This is a genomic window from Paenibacillus sp. OK003 (assembly GCF_900109515.1).
Lineage (GTDB): Bacteria > Bacillota > Bacilli > Paenibacillales > Paenibacillaceae > Paenibacillus > Paenibacillus marchantiae.
Genome location: NZ_FOBD01000003.1, coordinates 224,217 through 246,297, shown reverse-complemented (window position 1 = coordinate 246,297; position 22,081 = coordinate 224,217). Strand labels below are relative to the sequence as shown.

14 protein-coding genes are annotated in these 22,081 nt (G+C 44.0%); 3 read left to right on the top strand and 11 right to left on the bottom strand.

The annotated features are described in order from the left end of the window. Nucleotides 1-12: 12 nt before the first annotated feature. The 6 genes from BMW94_RS05950 to BMW94_RS05925 form a co-directional block, all read right to left on the bottom strand. Nucleotides 13-588 carry a TetR/AcrR family transcriptional regulator gene (locus BMW94_RS05950; protein ID WP_090995701.1) on the bottom strand — a complete coding sequence of 192 codons (576 nt, stop codon included), beginning with the start codon at nt 586-588 and terminating at the stop codon, nt 13-15. Nucleotides 589-1,138: 550 nt separating this feature from the next. Further along, entirely contained in the window at nt 1,139-1,891 is a 753-nt protein-coding gene (locus BMW94_RS05945; RefSeq protein ID WP_254790147.1) for an SDR family NAD(P)-dependent oxidoreductase, read from the bottom strand. Between the two features lie 445 nt (nt 1,892-2,336). Beyond that, nucleotides 2,337-3,752: an MFS transporter gene (locus BMW94_RS05940; protein WP_090995698.1), complete on the bottom strand. Its 1,416-nt coding sequence runs from the start codon at nt 3,750-3,752 to the stop codon at nt 2,337-2,339. A gap of 222 nt (nt 3,753-3,974) precedes the next feature. Next, nucleotides 3,975-5,201, bottom strand: coding sequence for a cytochrome P450 family protein (locus tag BMW94_RS05935; protein ID WP_090995695.1), 1,227 nt, complete (start codon nt 5,199-5,201; stop codon nt 3,975-3,977). A gap of 106 nt (nt 5,202-5,307) precedes the next feature. After that, entirely contained in the window at nt 5,308-8,151 is a 2,844-nt protein-coding gene (locus BMW94_RS05930) for an alpha-L-rhamnosidase (protein ID WP_090995692.1), read from the bottom strand. 50 nt (nt 8,152-8,201) lie between these two features. Beyond that, nucleotides 8,202-9,845 carry a type 2 periplasmic-binding domain-containing protein gene (locus BMW94_RS05925; protein WP_090995689.1) on the bottom strand — a complete coding sequence of 548 codons (1,644 nt, stop codon included), beginning with the start codon at nt 9,843-9,845 and terminating at the stop codon, nt 8,202-8,204. A 190-nt stretch (nt 9,846-10,035) separates the two neighbouring features. On the opposite strand from BMW94_RS05925, the gene BMW94_RS05920 reads away from it, so the two are divergent. Continuing rightward, nucleotides 10,036-11,715: a sensor histidine kinase gene (locus BMW94_RS05920; protein ID WP_175480593.1), complete on the top strand. Its 1,680-nt coding sequence runs from the start codon at nt 10,036-10,038 to the stop codon at nt 11,713-11,715. Between the two features lie 176 nt (nt 11,716-11,891). Continuing rightward, nucleotides 11,892-12,497, top strand: coding sequence for a TetR/AcrR family transcriptional regulator (locus BMW94_RS05915; RefSeq protein ID WP_175480592.1), 606 nt, complete (start codon nt 11,892-11,894; stop codon nt 12,495-12,497). On the opposite strand, the gene BMW94_RS05910 is transcribed toward BMW94_RS05915, so the two are convergent. The 5 genes from BMW94_RS05910 to BMW94_RS05890 all read right to left on the bottom strand — a co-directional run bounded on the left by BMW94_RS05910 (nt 12,482) and on the right by BMW94_RS05890 (nt 20,144). Further along, nucleotides 12,482-13,357 carry a DegV family protein gene (locus BMW94_RS05910; RefSeq protein WP_090995679.1) on the bottom strand — a complete coding sequence of 292 codons (876 nt, stop codon included), beginning with the start codon at nt 13,355-13,357 and terminating at the stop codon, nt 12,482-12,484. The genes BMW94_RS05915 and BMW94_RS05910 overlap by 16 nt on opposite strands. Nucleotides 13,358-13,370: 13 nt before the next feature. Then, on the bottom strand, nt 13,371-15,611 hold the full coding sequence (locus BMW94_RS05905) for an MMPL family transporter (RefSeq protein ID WP_090995676.1): 2,241 nt from the start codon (nt 15,609-15,611) through the stop codon (nt 13,371-13,373). 203 nt (nt 15,612-15,814) lie between these two features. Beyond that, nucleotides 15,815-16,465 (bottom strand): response regulator, encoded by a 651-nt coding sequence (locus tag BMW94_RS05900; protein ID WP_079697502.1) that lies wholly within the window; start codon nt 16,463-16,465, stop codon nt 15,815-15,817. Between the two features lie 16 nt (nt 16,466-16,481). Beyond that, nucleotides 16,482-17,684 (bottom strand): sensor histidine kinase, encoded by a 1,203-nt coding sequence (locus BMW94_RS05895; protein ID WP_090995673.1) that lies wholly within the window; start codon nt 17,682-17,684, stop codon nt 16,482-16,484. Between the two features lie 177 nt (nt 17,685-17,861). Then, nucleotides 17,862-20,144, bottom strand: coding sequence for a beta-glucosidase family protein (locus BMW94_RS05890; RefSeq protein WP_090995670.1), 2,283 nt, complete (start codon nt 20,142-20,144; stop codon nt 17,862-17,864). Between the two features lie 287 nt (nt 20,145-20,431). On the opposite strand from BMW94_RS05890, the gene BMW94_RS05885 reads away from it, so the two are divergent. After that, nucleotides 20,432-22,033 carry a response regulator gene (locus BMW94_RS05885; protein WP_090995665.1) on the top strand — a complete coding sequence of 534 codons (1,602 nt, stop codon included), beginning with the start codon at nt 20,432-20,434 and terminating at the stop codon, nt 22,031-22,033. The last annotated feature ends 48 nt before the right edge of the window (nt 22,034-22,081 follow it).

The following is a 22,081-nucleotide window of genomic DNA, read 5'->3' as shown; positions in this document are numbered from 1 at the left end:
ACAAAAAAAAGATCAAGACATGATCATGCCAAATGACGTACGCAGAACCGTCTCGATCTGTTCACGGGATGAACCTGATTTCTCCATAACTCTCACACCAAGAATGGTGTTATTTAGATAAGATGCAAGCTCTATACTCGTATACCGGTTGGTAATTAACTGTTGTTCCTGGCCACTACGTATGATCTTCTCTAATACCAGTTGAACCTCTTCTACCATAAGCTCAGCTTCGCGTGTGACCTGCTCGTCATCTGTTCCGAATTCGAGTGATGCATTCACAATTAGACACCCTTGGCAGCTAGTTTTATCGTCTAAAAGGGAATATCGTAAGGCATCCAATTTATCACCGGGAGACGAATCCAAGGCTTCAATCTCCTTCAGTTTCGCTATAACCTGTTCACGGTAAAGTGCCAGCGCCTTCAGGAACAACGATCGCTTGTCTTTAAAAACACAGTACAAACTTTGCTTTTTCACTCCTGTAGTATGCGTAAGGTCCTCATAAGAAGTTGCTTTGAAGCCTTGATTCCAGAACACTTCCATAGACTGGTGTAATACACGATCGACATCAAATTCTCTTGGTCTGCTCATGGGATTAATATATCAGTTATTGACTGCATGGTCAATAACTGATCATTTTACATCCTATTTGAAAGCGGATGGTGATATTCAACTTTACAGAGTTAGCCCATCTTTCTCTAAGTTTTTAGCATCCCCCTTATTCCATATCATATCTGTGGACTATACTTCCATTTAGGCTGACATGATTCGTTCCTCCTCTTCAATTTGAGTAATTCCCACCCTGTAATTGATACAATATTCTATCACTTGATAAAATAATAAATCATTTTTTTAGACGCAGTCAATTTTATCAAATTCATTGCTCTTGAGGGTCAATTTATCTACGAATCTGTTTTTCCTGGTTGGGGTGCTGTTTGCTCTTCGTCGCCAATAATCGGAGTTGAGTGCTTAACTATCACTATATCCATATGAAAAGCCAAGCCCATAGCATCGAACTCAGCATTCGATTTACTGTGGGCTTGGCTTTTTGGAGTATTTCTATAAATGGACTAAGGCTAGATAAGTTCGAAGTCATTCTAAACCATCTCATCATTTCTAATTTAGTGTCCATTTAGAATTCTTAAAGGGTAAGGCCACCATCAGCCACGATAATGGAACCTGTCATATAGCTTGATCCGTCCGAAGCCAGGAATGCAACGACTTCAGCGAGTTCCTCTGGTTCAGCATACCGTCCAATTCTCATATTAGGAAACTCTTCTGGCATATAACCGCTGTCTTGCAGCATTTGTGGAACAGCAGCTGTCAAAGCGGAAGCTACTCCTCCAGGGCAGATCGCGTTAACTCGAATTCCTTTTCGGACGTATTCAAGTGCAGCTGCCTTGGTTAAACCGGCAACGCCGTGTTTGCTGGCTGTATAAGCAGCCAAGCTGTGTTCAGCGCGAATGGCTGTTGTAGATGCAGTATTAATGACATGACCGTATCCTTGTTCGTCCATCACTCGAAGTGCATGTTTCATTCCGAGGAATATGCCCTTCAGATTGACATCGATGATTCGATTAAAGTCTTCCAAGCTCATGCTATGGAAACTTTGGAATTGTTGGATGATTCCGGCGTTATTAAAAGCTACATCAATTTTTCCATACGTATCAACAGCTTGCTGGATATAATTCTGGACATCATCTTCTTTGGAAACATCGGCTTGTACAAAAATGGCTTCGCCATCTTGCTCCTTTACTAGTTCCAGTGTCTCTTGTCCTGTTACAGTATTATAATCGACCAGAACCAGCTTGGCTCCTCTGGCTGCCATCAGAATGGCGCTTGCTCTTCCTATTCCACTGCCTGCTCCCGTGATTGTAATGACTTTCCCTGCCAGGGAATCAGATTGCTTGTTTGCAGCAACCGCAGGTTTTGTTTTCGGAGTTTCTCCTGACACAATTGAAATACCAGCCAAATCATTCTTTAAAGCTACCAATGTAGCTTCAGGAATATCCACTTGAGGAACCGCTACCAACTGATTTAGTGTGAAATTGGAAGCCATCTTAAATGTAGGAGAGTTAATAAACTCGGGTAGATGTTTAGTTAGAATTGCTACCGCCTCTTCATTATTCAGTAAATCCCCGATTTTAATATTTTCATTGTAGGCCATTATTCTTCATCCTCCGATACATGATGTGTGTAAAATTTAAGTTGATAGCATAGCTATCAATATGATTATTAAGATATCATTAAATGTAGAAATTTGCAATTCTCATTGAAATGAATCCATTCCAGTGCTTCTTCTGCTATTTTCATTAATAGCATATTGAAGCGTTCTCAATTCAAATTTTGGCGGTTCTTCTTTCTTCAAGATCTTTGAGGATTTTAGGGAATTCTTTATCCAGTTTGTAGAAGAACAGACAGATTGCAATCACTGCCATTACTACAATAGGTACATAAATGTTCAATGCAATAATAGCTTGTTTAGCTGCATTCCCCTGCTCGCTCGCCTGTTCCACGTAACCGCCTAAGGCTAACAACCATCCAATCATGGCTGCTCCCAAAGCAGTACCCACCTTGTTGCCAAAGGCATTAACACTATTCGTTAACCCAACTATTCTTTTACGGAACTTCCATTCTCCATATTCAATCGTATCCGTGGTGAGTGCTCCCCCAACTGCCATGAGAGGAATCGTACCCAGGGTTTGGAATATCGAACACACAAGTCCTAGCATAATACTCTCGGGTGCAATCAATCTGGCCGTTGCTCCAATCAAACCAATGATAACACCACCAAGAGCTGTGTTGCGTTTGCCAAACTTTTTGATAAAGGGTCCCGACAAGCTAAAACCGATCACGACCGGAATTAGACCTATCCCTCCCATAATCGCAACCAGATTCACATCTCCCCAGATGTACTTGGCGTAATAGGTTCCTGCAGCGACACCTAATGCGAACAAAATATGAGAAAAGGTACCAACAGTGAACATCAAAAGCCAGTATTTATTGGAGATCAACATGTTCAAACCTTGGACTAGTGAAATTTTCTCCTGAAAAACGCCAAGCTCATCCAATTGTACATTGTTATATTTCTCTCTGTTGGAGAAAAAGGCGATGAGTATTCCTGCCGCGGCCATGAATGCGAAAACACCGGCTAATATAGTCCATTCCCTTCTGCCACCACCCATAGCGTTGACAATAGGAAGAAAAGCAATCGCCACAACCATTCCTGCTAAATAACCGCTACTTGATCTGATAATACCCATTAAAGATCTTTCATAGGTGTTGCGTGTAGTCAGGGCCATCAAACTTGAGTAGGGTATGAATGTAGGTGTATACACCATAATATAAAATACCAGATTTGTTATAATGGCATATACAATTTTACCAGTGACGCTGATATCCGGAACTGAAAATAACAGTAACAACGATACAAACATCGGAATGCTCATCCAGAGTAGCCACGGACGTGCTTGCCCATACTTGGATTTAGTCCGGTCTACGAGCACGCCCATGCCCACATCTGCAACTGCATCAAGCAGTTTGGTAACCAATAGAACAGTTCCTACAATTGCTGCCGATACACCTACAACATCCGTGTAATAATACGTAATTAGTCCCAGCAATCCGCTTGAAATGTTCAGCCCAAACATTCCCATGGAATCTCCGATCAGTCTTTTAGTCGGAATTTCACGTTGAGGTTGATGAGGTGTGTCTGTGTGAGATGTGATGTGTTGGTCATTTACTGCAACTCCCATAGCTTTTCCCCTCCGATATACTCTTGATGGATAAGTAATGAATTCGCTTTCATATCTTTATTGTAAGATCCATACAGGAATACGGATATAACGCGTTGTTAAGATGAAATAACGTAATCCAAATACAATATCGGAGTTGAGTACCTTATAAAAAAAGAAGCCACAATTATCGTGGCTTCTCTTCATTCAATATGAATAAGTACGTTTCTCATTTAATGTAAATCAGAATGAAACCGGGAAGTCTTTTAATCCGCGAATAATCATGCCTGGGCGCCATTCCAATGATTCCTCTGTTGTGTTCAGACGAATATCAGGCATTTTACGCAGTAACGCATGAATAGCAATCTCCCCTTCCAGTCTCGCTAAGGGTGCTCCAAGACAGAAATGTATGCCCTTTCCAAAGGCAATATGATTATTCACCTTACGTGTAATATCAAACGTATCCGGCTCCGGGAACTGCTGTGGATCACGATTTGCAGATGAAAACGAAACAAAAAGCATATCCCCTTGTCGAATATGTTTTCCGCCATACTTTGCATCTTCAGTGGCCCAGCGTATGTTGCTCACTTCAGCCGGTCCGTTATACCGAAGGATCTCTTCCAGGGCTGGATGAATCAATTCAGGATCATTTAAGAGCAATTGCTTCTGCTCCGGGTTATCCAGCAACGCCAGCATACCGTTCCCGATCAGATTCACGGTTGTTTCATGGCCTGCAATGATTAGAACGAAGACAAGGGCATATAGTTCCTGCTCCGAAAGAACATCTCCCTCCTCCTCCACGCTGATAAGGTCGCTAATCAGGTCTTCCTGAAGATGTTGGCGTCTTTCTGTGATCAACACATGCAGATAGTCTACGAATGCCTTCATGACCTCATCGCTCTTCTCGTTCATATGTGGATTGTTGAATCCCTCCATGATGGTATTGGACCACTCCTGGAATTTGTCCTGATCCTCTAGAGGAACCCCCAACATTTCACATATAACCATGATCGGAAGGGGAAAAGCATAATCTTCGATCAGATCCAGTTCCCTTTTTCCACTCGCCAGTACCTTGTCAAGCAATTCATCGCTTATTTCTACAATTCTACCGCGCAGGCGCTCAATCATACGGGGTGTAAAAGCTTTCTGTATCAATCTCCGTAGACGGCGGTGATCCTCCGGATTCACACTAAGCAAATTACGAGAAATGATCTCTTGATGTGGCGGAGCTGACCCCTCAACATTTCCCATGAACGGAGGGTTCGTCACAAAGCGTTTATCCTGCAAGATCCCTACGGCGTCTTCGTAGCGAGTAATCATCCATGCAAAGTGACCACTGGGCAAAGGAAACCGATGCACTGGATCTTCGTTTCGCAGCTCCTTGTAGACCGGAAAGGGATTATTTATAAACGATTGATCAAGAAAATCAACTCCCGACTTCGAATGTCCCTTGTTGCCATTGGTAAACATTACAACGCCTCCCGAATATATGATAGTTTTGATATCAATACAATATCAATTCTATCATTATCGAATACGACTTTCAAATTTTGGAATCTGACGTACCCTGCTACACTCACTGGTCAATCTGAACCATCGCCAACTTGCGATCAAGTTCATCCAACTGTTCTTCAGGTGCGCTGAAGGATGGATAACTGGCCAATTCACGTATACTCGCTTCTCCCATTGGCCCAATGGTTTCTGGATTCAACGTAGCAAAAACTGGTGAAAATCCACTTAAAGCTTCGCGGCCTCCCTCATTACGAAGCAAGTCATTGAGTGGAGTGTGTGTGCTAAGAATTTTCTTGTATGCTTTGGATGGAGCATAGCTTACTTCATACGTACCACTACTCACTTCAATTACGGTATTCTCTTCTTCCTGTGTGACAGGTAATCCGGAATCGGTAAGGATAACACCGTTCAGGGTCACATTCTCCATTTGAGCATGTGGTAGTTTTATCGTAGCTGTTGCATTGAACGGTATGGAGAAGCTGAAGAACAGATGACCTTGCTCGTCGAATCGCCATTCACTCTTGTACCGCCCCGCTGCTGTATCTACATGAGCTTTTACCCATTGGATTCTAAAATCAGGCAGAGGTGCCAATAATGCGTGACGGAATCCCGGCTTGTCCTCAACAGGGTTGATTCCTGCCATATTCCGATACATCCATTCCACAACTGCTCCATAAGCATAATGATTGAGGGAGTTCATGCCATCTTCGCTGATTTTCCCGTCCGGAAGAATAGAGTTCCAGCGCTCCCAGATCGTTGTCGCCCCCATATTGACCGCATACAGCCAGCTTGGATAATCATCATTAAGCAGCAGTGTGTATGCAATGTCGTTGCTTCCATGCTCGGACAGAACCCGGTTCAGATAGGGTGTTCCCACAAAGCCTGTTCGCAGATGGTTCTGGTCCTTGCGCAGACGCATGCGGATGTCTTCCTCGATCCGCGTAGTGTATTGTTCAGGCACCAGATTCATAAACAAGGCTACCGCATATGCCGTCTGCGTATCTACAGCGAGACGTCCATTGCTAGTAAAGAATTCATCCTTTATCGCTGCTCTAACCTCTAGTGCCAGTTGCGCATAGGTCTCCGCGATGTCTCCATGCCCCAGAACTTTGGCTGCCTTCGCTACAATATCTGCTGAATATGCGTAATACGCTGAAGCCACAAAATGAGTATCCGTTCCACCCATTGGAGAATCGGGATTATCCCCGTCCAGCGCAAGCCAGTCACCAAAATGGAAACCTACTGTCCACAGTCGTTTGCCGCCTGATTCGTCATCGTTACGCTTGATGAAGTCCACCCATGCCTTCATGCTGTCGAACTGTTGCTCAAGAATCCCCTTGTCTCCAGAGTGAACGTAACTGTTCCATGGAATAATGGTGGCTGCATCGCCCCAGGCACTAGACCCACCGCCCTGCACTCTCCCAACTGGAATAACCATAGGGACCATACCGTCCCGATCCTCCTGCTCCATCCATAGATCATAGCCATATTTATTGAAAAAAGCGTAGGTATCCATGTTGAAATTAGCCGTACCTGAGAAGACCTGTGCGTCACCTGTCCAGCCCATTCGTTCATCCCGTTGCGGACAATCCGTAGGTGTATCCAGGAAATTCCCTTTTTGACCCCATAGTGCATTCTCATATAAACGGTTGATCCCTGGATGGCTTGTCTCCATATATCCGATGCGGTCCATATCCGAATAAACAACACATCCAGTGAAATCGTTCAGATCCAGCTCACCAACCCAACCCTCTACTTTGATATATCTGAAGCCGTAGAACGTATAGTAGGGTCGAACGATGGCCTCATTGCCATCTGATGTATAGGTGTATTCCGCCTTGGCCGATCTGAGGTTCTCCCGATAGAAATGACCATCCTGAAGAACTTCGCCATATTGTAAATGGATGACTGATCCACGCGGTGCCTGAATGCGAAATTGCAGCCAGCCGACCATGTTTTGTCCCATATCAATGACGGTCTCCCCAGCTGGGGTGGTGAGGACCTCGATCGGTTTTAATGTTTCCTTGATCACAACGGGGAGACTCTTTCTAGCCATCAGACGCTCGTAGCCTAGATTCGTTTCTTTGACTGGGTATTCCTCAGAAACATCCAGAGTAGCATCATAAATTTCTCCATCATAGATGTTACTATCCAACACCTGGGAGCGGGTAGCTCGCCAGGACGTATCTGTTTTAAATACGACTTCGGTACCATCTGTATAGGTAATAATGATTTCGGAAATCAGTGCAAAATGGTCTCCATACAGCTCCCCTGTTGTATCGCCTTCAAAGCCAAAGCGACCTTTGTACCAACCGTTCCCGAGGCCTACATCAACCGTGTTTGTACCAAGCTGTAGCATATCTGTAATATCGTATGTCTGATACTGCAACCACTTGTGATAGGCATTATAATGGGGAGCCAAATATTCATCTCCAACCTTGGCGCCATTAAGCGTCATCTCGTATACACCCAGACCACATACGTAGGCACGGGCTTGTACCACTGAACCCGCAATTTCGAAGCTTCTTTTCAAGACAGGATGGACTGAACTGTCCAGTTCAGGGGTAATCCACTGAGCTGTCCACGCCTCTTCCTGCTTTGCGGTTTCAAACCAGGCTGTCTCACTGATGGCATCTTCACCACGTTCGTTCCATACCCGAACTCTCCAGTAATATCGGGTCCTTGGAGCTAACGTCAGAGACGGTATATATGCGAGTGAATCAATGTCCTCTTTTATATCACTGTCAAAAACGATGTTAATGAAGGCTTCGTCCAGCGCTATTTCTATTTGTGCAGCAATCTGTTTAGTTGCCGTAGTCTCCGTAACAACATAAGACAAGCTTGGATATTCTATTGCGAATCCTAACGGATTGGATACATGATTTGTTTTTAAATTTGTGATTTTCATGACTTTACCCTCCATTATCGTTGAATACGTTCTCACAACTTTGTTCTGCATTATTGAGATTGGATTGACCTGTACCACTCGTTCACTTCGTCCGTCATTTGTTTTCCGCCAGATTTGAGCCACTTCTTAACAAAATCATCAAAAGCCTCTATAGGCTGCTCGCCATAAATAATAGAATTAAAGGTATCCAACTCCATCTTTTGCAGATAGGTGTTCCTTGATCGCATTATTTTCGTCGCCGGTCCTTGAAACAGGTTTCGTTGGTCTATTTTTTCCTGAGTTGCCTCAACAACGTCTGCCTGTGTAACCGGCAACTCATCCGGGTTGTTCGGGTCTACCCCCATGCTGAAAAAGACGGCTCGATCATAAGCATTCAGTTGTTCACCCTTGCCTAGTTTTAAAATGGCGTCTTTAAATCGTGAGGGGTAGCTTGCGTATTGGCTAAACAATGTATATTTGGAGGTATTTACTTTCCCCCCCGGAATTGTACTGCTCTCACTGTTAACAGATCCATCCTGCTTCAGAACATAGTCATACCCGTTTTGATAGGCGCTAAGAAAGAACGGATCATCGGTTACAGTTGCTTCATATAAATAGTTCTGGTATTTAAAAAATGCCTGTAACGCTTCTTCAGAAATGTCTTTGCTAATAAGGAGAGCAGCACTGTAAGAATTGCCCGCCAGTCTTCCAGCTGTACCATCCGGGCCCATCGGAATCGGATAAGGAATAAATTCTGCCTGAGAATCTCTGGCTTTGAGCTGCTTCACCGGATAGTCAGCAAACCATCGTGGTCCTGCAACAATTCCGACCTTGCCGGCAATTACGTTTTCGTTAACTTGACTGAAATCTTGTAATGCAACGTTGTTTCCCATATATCCTTTGCTTTGCCATGTTTTCAGTCTCAACAGTGCTTTTTTGATCTCCGGTTGAATGCTGCCGTACATCAACTGTTCCTTATCGTCTTTTCCCCATATTTCAGGAAGGGCTCCATAAGCCCCGAATACCCATGAGATATCTCCTGTTGGGGAAGCCAGATACTGATCCTTGATGGCAAAATCAATGCCGTAGGTATCTTTTATCCCATTCCCATCCGGATCATCATAAGTAAAGGTTTTCATGATTTGTTCAAGTTCATCCAGATTACGCGGGGCTTTAAGTCCCAGTTTATCCAGCCAATCTTTACGGATCCATAGTACAGCTTGTGAAGCTTGTTCAGTAATAATGGGGATTGCCATTCTTTTCCCATTTTCAGTGAACGGTTGCCAGGCTTCAGGAACTTCAGCCACAGCCGCTTTCCAGGTGGGAGAGGCGTATTGATCAAAGGCTTCCCCTGCATCCAATACCTTTCCTGAAGTCAGGAACTGATTCGTCGTATCCATGACTTTAGATGAAAATACATCAGGAAGTGGGTCATCGGAAGACAACATTAATCTAAGCTTCATATCGTAATCCTCCACCGGAGCACTCCATTGTGTGCGAATATCCACCCCCAATGTCTTCTTGGCCCAACGTATATGTACGTTATCGGACGCCGTTTCGCTGTTTTTGTATACGGTGGTTGGTTCATCCATCTTCACGGTGGTTAGGACAACCTCATGTTTAACAGGTTCCTGTTGGGGAGTTGTTTCATCACATGCCGTCAATAGAGCCAAACAAAGGACGGACAGAAGCAGGGATTTTTTCCTCCAGCTCATATTCAAAATTCTCCTTCATCTATTTCATCTTAATCATATCGTGACAAGTATGGGATCGAAATAACGCTATTTCAACATTCCATACTTCAATCTTAACTTACACTTCTATTACTCTTTGTTTCACTTGTGTTTCTCCTTTAGCCGCCCTACAATGAGATATATTTACATCATTGGCAGGGGGAATAACGGTGTGAAGCAGAAGTACAGAACATTCCTGAACATGGTGGCAATTACTTTGATTATGCTTGCAGCAGTATTAATCATGTACACCTTCTCTGTCCAGTCCAGCTTGGATACAGTCAAAAAAGATATTGAGGCCAACAACCTTAATCGGGTTCAATTTGTAGTAAATACACTCGACCAGAACATAGATCGGTTAAATATGCTTGCCATTACACTGGAAACGGATAATACAATTGCTCTCCTTCAATCGATCGACGTCATGAGTGCATTTGAGCAAGTTCAGCTCATTCAGAATGTTGAGGCCAGAGTGAAACTTCAAAGTCTTTCGGAAGGATGGAGTAACAAAATATCCATCTACTCCATCCTCCTCAATCAATGGATTGTATCTTCGGAAAATCAGATGCGGTCTCCTGAGAATGATTCACCACAGTCAGGGTGGAAAATCGATCCTGTTTCAGGGGCATTTTATAAATACAAGACGAATTCCGAGCTAATTATGCGAATGGAGTTCCCTCGGGGCAATCTGGAGGAACTTGTAGAAAACTCACATCAGGGAGAGAATGAGGCCGTATTCTATCATCCGAATCAGGGATCCATTACTCGCAAAAACGCGAATCCCTTGACCTCCCTTATTTTAGACCAAGTCGTCACTAATCTTAAGCCTGCTTCCGGTACCGAGACAGTCTCCGTTAACGGTTCTGACTATATCGTCAACTATGTGTATTCGCAACAACTTGAATGGTATCTTATTGACTTTATGCCTCTGGATAAGGTGTTGCAATCCATTAAAACCAGCCAAATCTGGTTCTACTCCGCCTGTGTAATGCTATTTATGGCAGGGTTGACAATTATCATTGTTCTCTTTCGGAAAGTTCAGATTCCTATACTGGTTCTTCTGAAGGGAGTTCGACTGCTGAAGCATGCTGAATTCTCTTATCGGATTAAGAGGCAGAGCGGCAATGAATTTGATTATTTGTATGGACAGTTCAATGACATGGCCGAACAGATCGAAGACTTGATCGAGAAAGTATATAAAGAAAAAATCATAGCACGAGAAGCTGTGCTCAAGCAGTTGCAGGCTCAAATCAATCCGCATTTCCTTTATAATTGCCTGTTTTTCATCAATAACATGACGCGACTTGGCAACGAGGAAGCCGTTACGGCCATGACCCAGAATCTTGCGGAGTATTTCAGATATACGACCCGCCTGAATGAACCGATGACCCGTTTGGAAAAAGAACTGGGTATCGTCCGGAATTATCTTGAAATTCAATGTCTGCGTATGGAACGACTCTCCTATCATATCGACCTGCCCGATGATCTCAGTTCTATTCCAATTCCAAAGCTGCTTGTCCAGCCTCTGGTGGAAAACAGTATTATCCACGGAATTGAAATGAAGCGTGATTCAGGTTATATACAGGTTAAGGTAGAACGGACCGAACGAGGTATCCTTCTTACTGTTGAAGATGATGGAAAAGGGATGACACTTGACGAGATCAACTCCCTTATGGTTAGACTTGCCGAACCTCCTGTAGATACCATAGGTTGTGCCCTATGGAACATCACTGAACGTCTGCGTATTCATGATCCTGTTCATTCAGGTATCCAATTGGATCAAAGTCCACTCGGCGGTATGCGGGTGAGAATTCACTGGTCCCTTCCCACAAATGATCGAGAACTTGAATAATAAAGTCTATACAAAATGCCTCATACATCACTTGAATTTTGATGTATGAGGCATTATTGATTTTTAATTGACAGAAAAGTGTCATGTTTGTTAGCATAGTCTGAGTTAAATCGAACAAGGAGGTTTTTCCAATAGAACCCCGGCAAAGGCTTGAAAACGAGCGCAGCGATCTAAAATTGAAGCGGCGCACAAGTATTATTGAAGCAGCTCAAATCGTTTTTTTCAATAAAGGTTTCGAACAAGCAACGATGCAGGAGATCGCCGCTGAGGCGAGCTTGGGCGTCGCTACCATATTCCGTTATTTCCCCAAAAAAGAACAGTTAATTGTTGCGGTCGCTTCCGAAATTGTTCAATCCGAGATCGAAGTGTTCAAGGGTATTCTACACGATCAAGGAACCTGTTATGACAAGCTGGAAAGAATCTTTGATACACTTATTTTCTTCCAACAGGCGGAACATCAACGGAACTCGAAATTAATTGAGGCATTCGAATGTTACGTCTCCATGTCGAAGCTTCCTCTGGATGATATGGAAATCTATCAGGCCAATTATAATAAACTGATTACCCTGTTTACCGAGCTTGCGGAACTTGGTGAACAGGACGGGTCCTTGCGGACGGATGGCAATACTCGTGAAACCATTAATACCATGATTAATGTGTTTGGAAACTTTTCCAAAAAGATGGCGATGTTGAACGGTATTGATGCATTCCAGACCCAAGTAAATGAAGTGCAGCAGTTCAATATCCTAAAAAAACTGTTCCTTGATCATTTGAGAGCCTGAACAAGAGGCTCCGACTTCAGGATAAAACTGATTGCCAGACTATGAGGACCACTGTGAGAGCATATGGAGCAGCCGCCTTCGATGATGTGTACATTGCGAACAGAGGTCTCTTCTAGAATCATGTTACGTATCCACTCCGCAGTTTCCTCTTCCAGTGTCTGGGCAATAATAATCTGGTCGTGATCAATGCGATGGATATGGCTCAAAATATCCTGTAAAAGTTTCTTAACAATTCTCTCCTTGCTTCCCCTGTATTTCACTCCGGAAAGCACCTTTCCATGTCTAACATATAAAATGGGACGAATTCGAAGCATACTTCCTAGCATATGTTGAATGCTGCTAACCCTGCCTCCCTTGTGAAGATAATCGAGATTATCAACGAGCACATTTAACTGGATTTCATGCCGCGCTGTCTCAAGCCATTCGGCGATCGCAAGGGCACTTTTTCCTTCTGAAGCCATTTCCGCTGCTAAAAGTACATTCATGGCTGTCCCGGCGGATACATTCAGTGAATCTACAACCGTTACCCGTCCTGCGGGGAACTCTCTTGCCGCCACCATGGCGTTCTGATACGTCGATGATAGATGAGAGGACATACTGATAAACAGTATATCCTCTCCGTTCTCGATGACCGGACGGAACACTTGAATGAAATCTGCAGGCGGAGGTGCAGCTGTCTTCGGCAATTGGTCGTATATCTCAACCAAATTGTACATGTCTTTTGCATTGATTTCTTTTCGATCAACATAGGACTTGTCCTGAAAAACAATATATAAAGGTACAATTCCGATATTATATTGGTCCATCCAATCCTGTGGGACATCCGAGATACTATCTGCAAAAATGCGTACTTTCGACATGCTACGCCTCCCCCTAACCTGATTTCTCTTTACTCATCAAAGTTGAACTTTCCGATTCTTCATCTTTTTTCGATGAAATGGAGGTATCGATAGAATGAGTATCCTTCATCACGGATTCTCCCTCCACATCAATATTAGGAAGAATTCGATCCAGCCACTTCGGCAAATACCAGGCGCTTCGCCCTAACAGGGTCATCACCGCCGGGACAAGCGTCATCCGAACGATGAATGCATCTACCAAAATACCAAAGGCAAGTGCGAGTCCCATGGATTTGATCATGGCATCTCCGGCAAAGATAAAGCTCGCAAAGACGGCGATCATAATCAATCCTGCGGCAGTTACAACAGGACCACTATGAGTAATACCACTTCGTATTGATTTCACTGCATCTCCCGTATGGTTATAATCCTCTCTCATGCGGCTTACCAAAAATACTTCGTAGTCCATAGCAAGTCCGAAGAGAATACCTGTAACCAGAATTGGCAGGAAGCTCAGTACCGGCCCTGGTTCGGGGATGCCAAAGAAATTTGCCAGATAGCCATCTTGAATGACCAAAACGATGACGCCCAGGGTTGACCCAAGGGTGAACAGGAATCCAAGTACGGCTTTGATTGGAACCAGAATGGATCGGAAAACCAGCATGAGCAACACGAAGGCGAGACCTACAATCAATATTGCAAATTTCGGCAATGCTTCGTCGAGTTTCTCGGAGATATCAATATTGACTGCCGTTCCCCCGGTAACCATAATTTCGACGTTATTATCTTTCATCACCTGTTCCGCTTCCGCACGAATAGTTTGGACCAATTCGGTCGTTTTGATATCATGAGGGCCTGTCTTCGGTAACACCGTAATGATTGCGGCCTTCCCGGAAGGACTCGGAATTAAAGGATTGACACTTGCCACATCAGGCAGATTTTTGATATATGAAGTTGCTTTGGCAATATCCGCTTGTGGATCTTCCGTTTTTGCTGTTCTAGCAACTACAACCAGTTGACCATTAAATCCTTCTCCAAAGCCTTCTGCAAGCAGGTCATACCCTCGACGCTCGGTTGTCTCCGTGGATTTTAATCCGCTATCCGGCAGGCCGAGTTGCATATGCAGGAACGGGATAGTACAAACCGTCAATAAAACGATACACAGGATGGCAGTGAGCCAAGGTTTGCGTGTTACAATCTTGCCCCAACGATTCTCTGTTCCCTCTGCTTTTTTGGGACCAGACCATTTCCGCAGCCATTTGTTCTCCCGTGCCGGACTAATTCGATCTCCTGCAACTGCCAATACGGCAGGAACAAAAATGACAGCAATTAATACTGCTACGAATACACTTACAGCTGCCGCCAATCCCATCATGGTTATGAATGGAATCTGTACGACCGACAAACCAACCAGGGCGATAATAACGGTTATTCCTGCAAAGACGACGGAGCTACCTGCTGTTGCATTGGCTTGAGCAATGGCTGTATTTCGCTCAAATCCTGCTGCCAGTTGTTGACGATACCTTGACATGATGAACAGAGCATAATCGATCCCTACAGCCAAGGCCAGCATAACAGCCAGTGTAATGGAGAATGAAGCCATAGAAACTACATTTGAGCCAATAACGATAATCATCATGCCTATACCGAGTCCTACAACTGCGGTTAGGATCGGTAATCCTGCTGCGAGAAACGATGTGAATGTGAAAGCAAGGATCATGAACGCAATCAGAACCCCGATGACTTCAGAAGTACCTCCTATCTCAAGCTCCGAAAAAGCTACACTCCCTGCAAGTTCCGTTTGAATTCCACGATCCTGCAGTCTCTCTACGACACCAAGAACATGTTCTTTGGAAGTCTCTGTTACTTCATTGGCTGGCTGACTGTATGTAACATCAGCATAACCAATCTTCTTGTCTGCGCTTAACGTACCGGCGTCATACGGACTGACGATGGATGTCACCGATGAATCCGATTGAACCACTTTTAATGCTTCTGTAATCCATTTTTTGTTCGATTCCGATTCCAGTGTTGCCTTTTCAGACTTGAACACTAACCTGATCTGTCCACCATCACCGGAGGATGGAAATTCTTCATTCAATATGATTCCAGCCTGTTCCGATTTGGTTCCCGGAATGGTCATCTCTCCTGTAAAGGACGTTCCCAAGCCAAGACCCAAGGCGGCCACAAGCAGTAAAAGCATCAATCCTCCTGCGATCACCATTTTCCTTTTTCTTACCGACCACTCACCGAGTCGAAATAATAATTTTGCCATATTCTTTTGACGTCTCCCTTCGTTGCTACAGATCTGGGCCATCTTGATGTTGGACAACCTCGTGACTTCATCATATCTAAAACTGAACAAGAAAAAACGTACATAAGGGCATGCCCTTGATGTACGTTTGGGAAGCACCAATGGGCGCTTTTAGTATTCGCTGACCATTGATATGGAAAATAATATATTAATATAAAATGTATTTACAAATGTAAGATGCCCCTTTCCACGGATACAGCGACAGCTTCCGAACGTGAATCTACGCCCAGTTTGTTATAGATATTGGTCAACTGTGCCTTAACGGTTCGTTCTGCCATTCCCATATCAAAAGCAATGTCTTTGCTGCGAAGGCCCCGGGCCACTGCCTGAAGAATGATTAATTCCTTCTCAGTCAACGATAGTGCGTTTTTCGGTTTCTCTTCTGCCGCGGGCTTGTGCCGATATGCAAATACTCTGGCGGTTATTTCAGGCTGCAGCAGTGTCTCCCCACGCAGAGCAGACTCCAGTGTGCGGAATAAATTCTCTCTGCTTGTATCCTTAAGTAGATATCCTTTGGCTCCCAATCGCAGCCCATTGATCATAAGTTCGTCCTCATTATATGTGGTCAAAATAATTACGGGAATCTGTATGTTTTTTTCGTTCATGATCTTCAAAGTATCCAGTCCACTCAATCCTCCGGGCATATTCAGATCCATCAGAATGACGTCTGGTTTCAGCGCTTCCATCTGTTCCAACGCTGCGTTTCCTTCCTCGGCTTCTCCGACAACATCGTAGTTGTCATCGGTCCCCAGGATTAATTTCATGCCTTCACGTACAACCCAATGATCATCTACAATCAGAACTTTATGCTTCATTATTTCCCCTCCCATACTATACAGGTACAGACAGCTCTATTGTAGTACCTTCATTGTTGCTCTCAATATGAATTTGCCCGCCTATAAGCCTAGCACGCTCATGAATACCGATCAGGCCGTAATGTCCTGTCTCTTTACCAATTTTTCCAATGTTAAAACCTCTTCCATTATCCTTAATAACCATGTGAAATTGTTGATGATTATCCCAAATGTTTACGGATACACTACTGGCCTGCGCATGACGTGCCACGTTGGTCAGTGTTTCACTCAACATATGCAATACATGCTCCATTTTAGCTCCGGACAGAACAGATTTTATGTTAAATTCCAAATTGACATCAACTCCTGTCGCTAATCTAAAGCGTTGCAGTTGATCATGAATCGCCTCGTTAAAGTTGACGGCAGGTGTAGCTCGGGTTCTTAGATCGTCAATCGCTTTTCTCGCATCGCCCAGTGTCTGTCTGGCCTGTCCCATGGATGACAGAACAATCTCATGAGCTCGGTCGATGTTCCCTCGGCTCAGATATGCGTCTATCGCTTCCAATTGCATAATTAGTCCGGCTTGCCCCTGAGCCAACGTATCATGCAGATCCCTTGCCATTCGTTGACGCTCGTTGGCCAGCGTCAGCTCTTCCACCTTCTGGTGGGTCAGTTCCAGATCACGCAGAAATGTCTGCGTACGAACCCTGGCATTAACCTGCCGATAGTAAAGGAGCGCATACGCCATAACAACGACAATCATAAGCATAAGTAACGGGATAAACAATGCAAGATCCTGTACATTCTTGATCCACAAGGTAATCAGGCAAAAGAAAAGATAAAGAACAAAAGCTACAAAAACCACCTTTTTGGTTTCAAAAAAAATAGCTACGCTTTGCCCTATTAATACAGGAATCAAGCCAATAAGTATGACGGGAAGCCCATCGGGCATGATGATCGAGCTCCCAAAAATAAGGCTTCCCTGGATCATTAGATACAGTGCTCTGGAACGGTTGATAATATCGTTCACACGCCAGTATAGATACATGTGAATGACCATAATCATTATAAAAAACAAGGTGGGCACCAGGAGGGGAACAGACATAGTTTGTAACGCGACAGTGACGATGGTCACCAGTACGGTCCATATGATAATGGGCAGACGGGAGGACGTAATCTTGTCATAATCCTCATCCATACTTGATTGAAGGAAGCCGGGGTGGTTGGACATATGTTTCATGGAATCACCTCTCATCCAGTCATTATATTACGGATTGTCTATGGGTTATATGTACTTTAGTGCATGCCCTTTCGTACATCATTAACTTGCTATGTAATAATAGTATAAGAAAATCGCCCATAAGTCATTCTTATGGACGATTCCACTTTGTCTACTGCTTTTTAGTTCATCTACTCTTTACTGGCGCACGGCTGCATTCAAGCCTGCAAGAAGCTGTGAGAGTAACTCTTCTGTAAGTGCTCCCCCCGTAAAAGGAATAAGAGCTCGCAGTGGCATATAACGCATGGATGCTTGAATCATCTCTGAAGAGACTGCATCTGAGTGGGCATTTTCAGCACCTTGTGGAGCAAATCCCTGCAATTGTCCCAGTACAGCCATGGTTTTCGGATTAGAGAGTAATTCTCCCAGGGCTGTGTTACGGTCGTAGACTGGAATGATTTCAGGTGAAGTCGATTCTACATGAACGGTCTTTTGCAGGATGATTTGACGAGATGAAGAACCGATCAGGAGATCATACTCACCACTCTCAACATGCCAATCCTTCAAGTCAATATTGTAATACGCAAAGCTTCGTTTATCTAAAGTAAAAGTAACAGTCTTCTCTTCATCCGGCTCAAGAGAAACCTTGGCGAAACCTTTCAGTTCTTTTTCAGGGCGGCTAACGGTTGTCTGCCGATCATGAACATATAGTTGTACCACTTCTTGACCATACCGTTGCCCTATGTTTTTCACGTTAACCGTAACAGTGATTATATCTGTATCCTTGAATTCCGTTTGGCTTGCGTTCAGCTGTGAATACTCAAATTGAGTATAGCTCAAACCATAACCGAAGGGGAATAAAGGTTCAATATCTTTGCCGTCATAATAGCGATAACCCACATAAATGCCTTCTCTATATTCGACCCGATCCCCATCACCAGGGAAGAACAGCGAAGATGGATTATGCTTTAAGGATTGCGGGAAAGTCTCTGCGAGCTTCCCACTGGGATTAACTTCTCCGAATAACAGATCAGCGATTGCTCCTCCTGCAGCCTGTCCACCCAGGTACGCTTCAAGTACAGCTTTTGCATTGTTAAGCCAAGGCATAACAATAGGTGAGCCATTGCTGAGCACAACCACCACGTTAGGCTGGACAGCAGCAACGGCTGTTATAAGTTCCTGCTGGTTCACCGGAATATCCAGATGTTCTCGATCATATCCCTCGGACTCATAGCGGTCTGGCAGACCAATGAACAACACGGCGACATCAGCTGCTCTTGCGGATTCAACTGCTTCGGCTACCAAAGTCGGAGCACTCTCATCAGAGTTGAGGTTGTAACCTGACTTATATGTTATTGTTGCGTCAGATCCAGCTAGCTGGACCATCTGTTCAAAGGCACTATCCAGCTTGGTTGGTTTGATATGGGAACTGCCCCCGCCTTGATATCTAACTTTGTCCGCTAACTCTCCGATGACAGCAATGTTGCCTTGTTTTTTTAGCGGGAGAATTTGATGTTCATTTTTTAATAGAACCATCGTTTCACTTGCTGCTTTTCTGGCAATCTGATGATGTTGTTCCTGGTCGTAAGTGGTATCGGGACGGCTGTTATCAACCGTTTTGAAAATGACACCTAAAAGTCTCTCCACGGCACGGTCCAATTGCTCTTCAGTCAGCTCCCCGCGGTTTACCGCTTCTACAATCTGTTTTGGTCCTTCTCCGTTGGATGATGGCATCTCAAGCCCCAGACCTGCTGCAATACTTGGTGCAATTTCACTCACCGCAGACCAATCGGTGACAACAAAACCTTCATGACCCCATTCTTCCTTCAGGATAGTAGTGAGTAAGTACTCATGCTGGGAAGCATACGTTCCATTGACCTTATTATATGAAGACATAACCGTCCATGGCTGTGATTGTTTGACTGCTTTCTCGAATCCGGTCAAATAGATTTCTCTTAATGTCCGTTCATCCAAAATGGCATCTGTCGTCATGCGGCGATGCTCCTGGTTGTTTACTGCAAAGTGCTTCAGAGACGTTCCGACTCCCTGACTCTGAACACCTGTGATATGAGCAGCGGCCAGTTCTCCAGTCAGATAGGGGTCTTCGGAGAAATATTCGAAGTTGCGTCCGCAAAGTGGGGAACGCTTGATATTTGCCCCTGGGCCGAGCAGAATGGCTACATTTTCTGCCTGTGCTTCTTTTCCGATCGTCGCTCCTACAAGTTGAACAAGGTCACGGTTCCATGAACTGGCCAGGCCAACGGCTGAAGGAAAACAGGTTGAAGGAACACTATCGTTCAAACCCAGATGATCTGACTCGCCTGCTTGCTTACGCAATCCATGAGGACCATCTGTCATCATGATCGAAGGAATTCCTAACCTTTCTACAGCTTGTGTAGTCCAGAACGTACTTCCTGAGCATAGCTCGGCTTTTTCAGTCAAGGTTAATTGCTTTACCAGTTGTTTGATGTCACGATTCATCTTCTATACACTCCTTCATCTCCCGGCAGGGTCTCCTCATGAACAGCAGATCCTTGTATGTCCCACCGCGCGTTTAAGCTTTCATGTCTATACTACGGGAAAGAAAAAATGATTGAAATATCTCTTTCTTAATGTTGCATAACGCAATCTGAATGATAAGGATATCTAAAGATGAGTATCGTTATCTTAAGATCGGAGGTGATTGGAGTGCTCATCCATTGAAATGAGTCCACCTCCACTCTACAATAAGTGGTACAGTCAACTTTGTTGTGAGAGGGGGAAAAACTATGTACGATTTATTAATTGTGGATGACGAGAAATCAGTAGTTGATAGCCTGGCATTGACCATCCCCTGGGAAGAACACAGCATCCAGGAAGTACACAGAGCATATTCTGCCGCTGAAGCTTTGGACATTGCGTCCAAACACGCGATTGATATTATGATTACGGATATTCGTATGCCTGAGATGGATGGTCTTGAACTGATTTTGGAGATTAGAAAGTTTTCTCATAAAATACGTTGTATTATTTTATCGGGTCACGATGAATTTGAATATGCCCAAAAAGCAGTCCAGTATCAGGCAGCGAACTATCTTCTCAAGCCGATTGATACCGATGAATTGATTCATTCCGTAACGGCTGCGATACAAGATATCGAGCACGAATGGGAAGAAATCAGCTCTTTTCAACAAATACAGCATGCCCTTCACGCCAATTTGCCATTGCTTCGGAACCAGCTTCTCAATGATCTTCTTCAGAACAAAGCCATGAGCGATCACATTCTTGCAGAGCGGCTGGGTATGCTGAATCTCCCGTTTAGATCGGCCGATCCATTCAAGATGATGGTCATTCGAATGGAGGAAGAATTCTCCGGCTATGATCTCCGATCTTTATCGCTGTTAGAGTACGCCGTCTCCAATATAACGGAAGAGGTATTTCAGAATCCTTTTAAATTATGGCACTGCATTACGGATCAGGGTTACCTTGTGTTCCTAATAAAAAATAATGACCGTAACGTACTCGACTCGGTAGATTCCTATGCGATCAGACTGCAAAATAATGTACAAAAGTTCCTGAAGGGTGCAGTATCGATATGTTTGAGTAAAGAGCATACCTTTCCTGAATCTGTATCAGAGCTGTACATGGCTTCCGTGTCTGCCATCAACCGCAATGTTGGCGAAAACAAAAGTTATTTCATTACTTTAGACAAAAAAGACACCGAATCTCATGAACAACAAAATTTGATTAATCTGCACGAGCCCCCTTTGTTGCCCAATCTGCTGGAATCGGGGAACTGGGACGAGGCGGTCAGCAAAATTGCCAGAATATTATTTTTGAATGATGCCAGAAGAGAGCTTTCGCATGATCAATTATTTATGGTTCTGCTCTATCTGTCTTCTACGTTTTCCATATCCTTTAAGTCACAGGAAGCAACGGTTGAGGAGCTTCTTGGCGAAGAGTTTGATGTTCTAATCAGAAAGAAAAGCCAATTATCCAGCCAACGAATATATATATGGGCAGAGAAAATGATTGATCTGCGTCGGAAAAAGACCTCTCATCAATTGAAGAATGCCCATGAGCAAATTACTTCAAATGTCAGGACGTATATTCAGGAGCACCTTGCTGAGGGCATCTCACTGCAGATGATTGCTGAACATGTTGGCCTCCATCCAGTTTATCTGTCCAAGGTATACAAGACAGTTACCGGCGAGACCATAGGAGATTATTTGTATCATTTACGTATGAAGCGCGCTTCATATCTCCTGTTAAACACCGACTTGAAAATTGCAGATGTCAGCAAGGAGCTCGGATTTTTGGCTCCTCCGCATTTCATTAAAATCTTTAAAAAGCACTATGGTTGTACTCCACAGGAATTCCGCACCAGATAAACGTAATGACAGAGTACCCATCAGTATTGACGGTATCCTTAAATTACA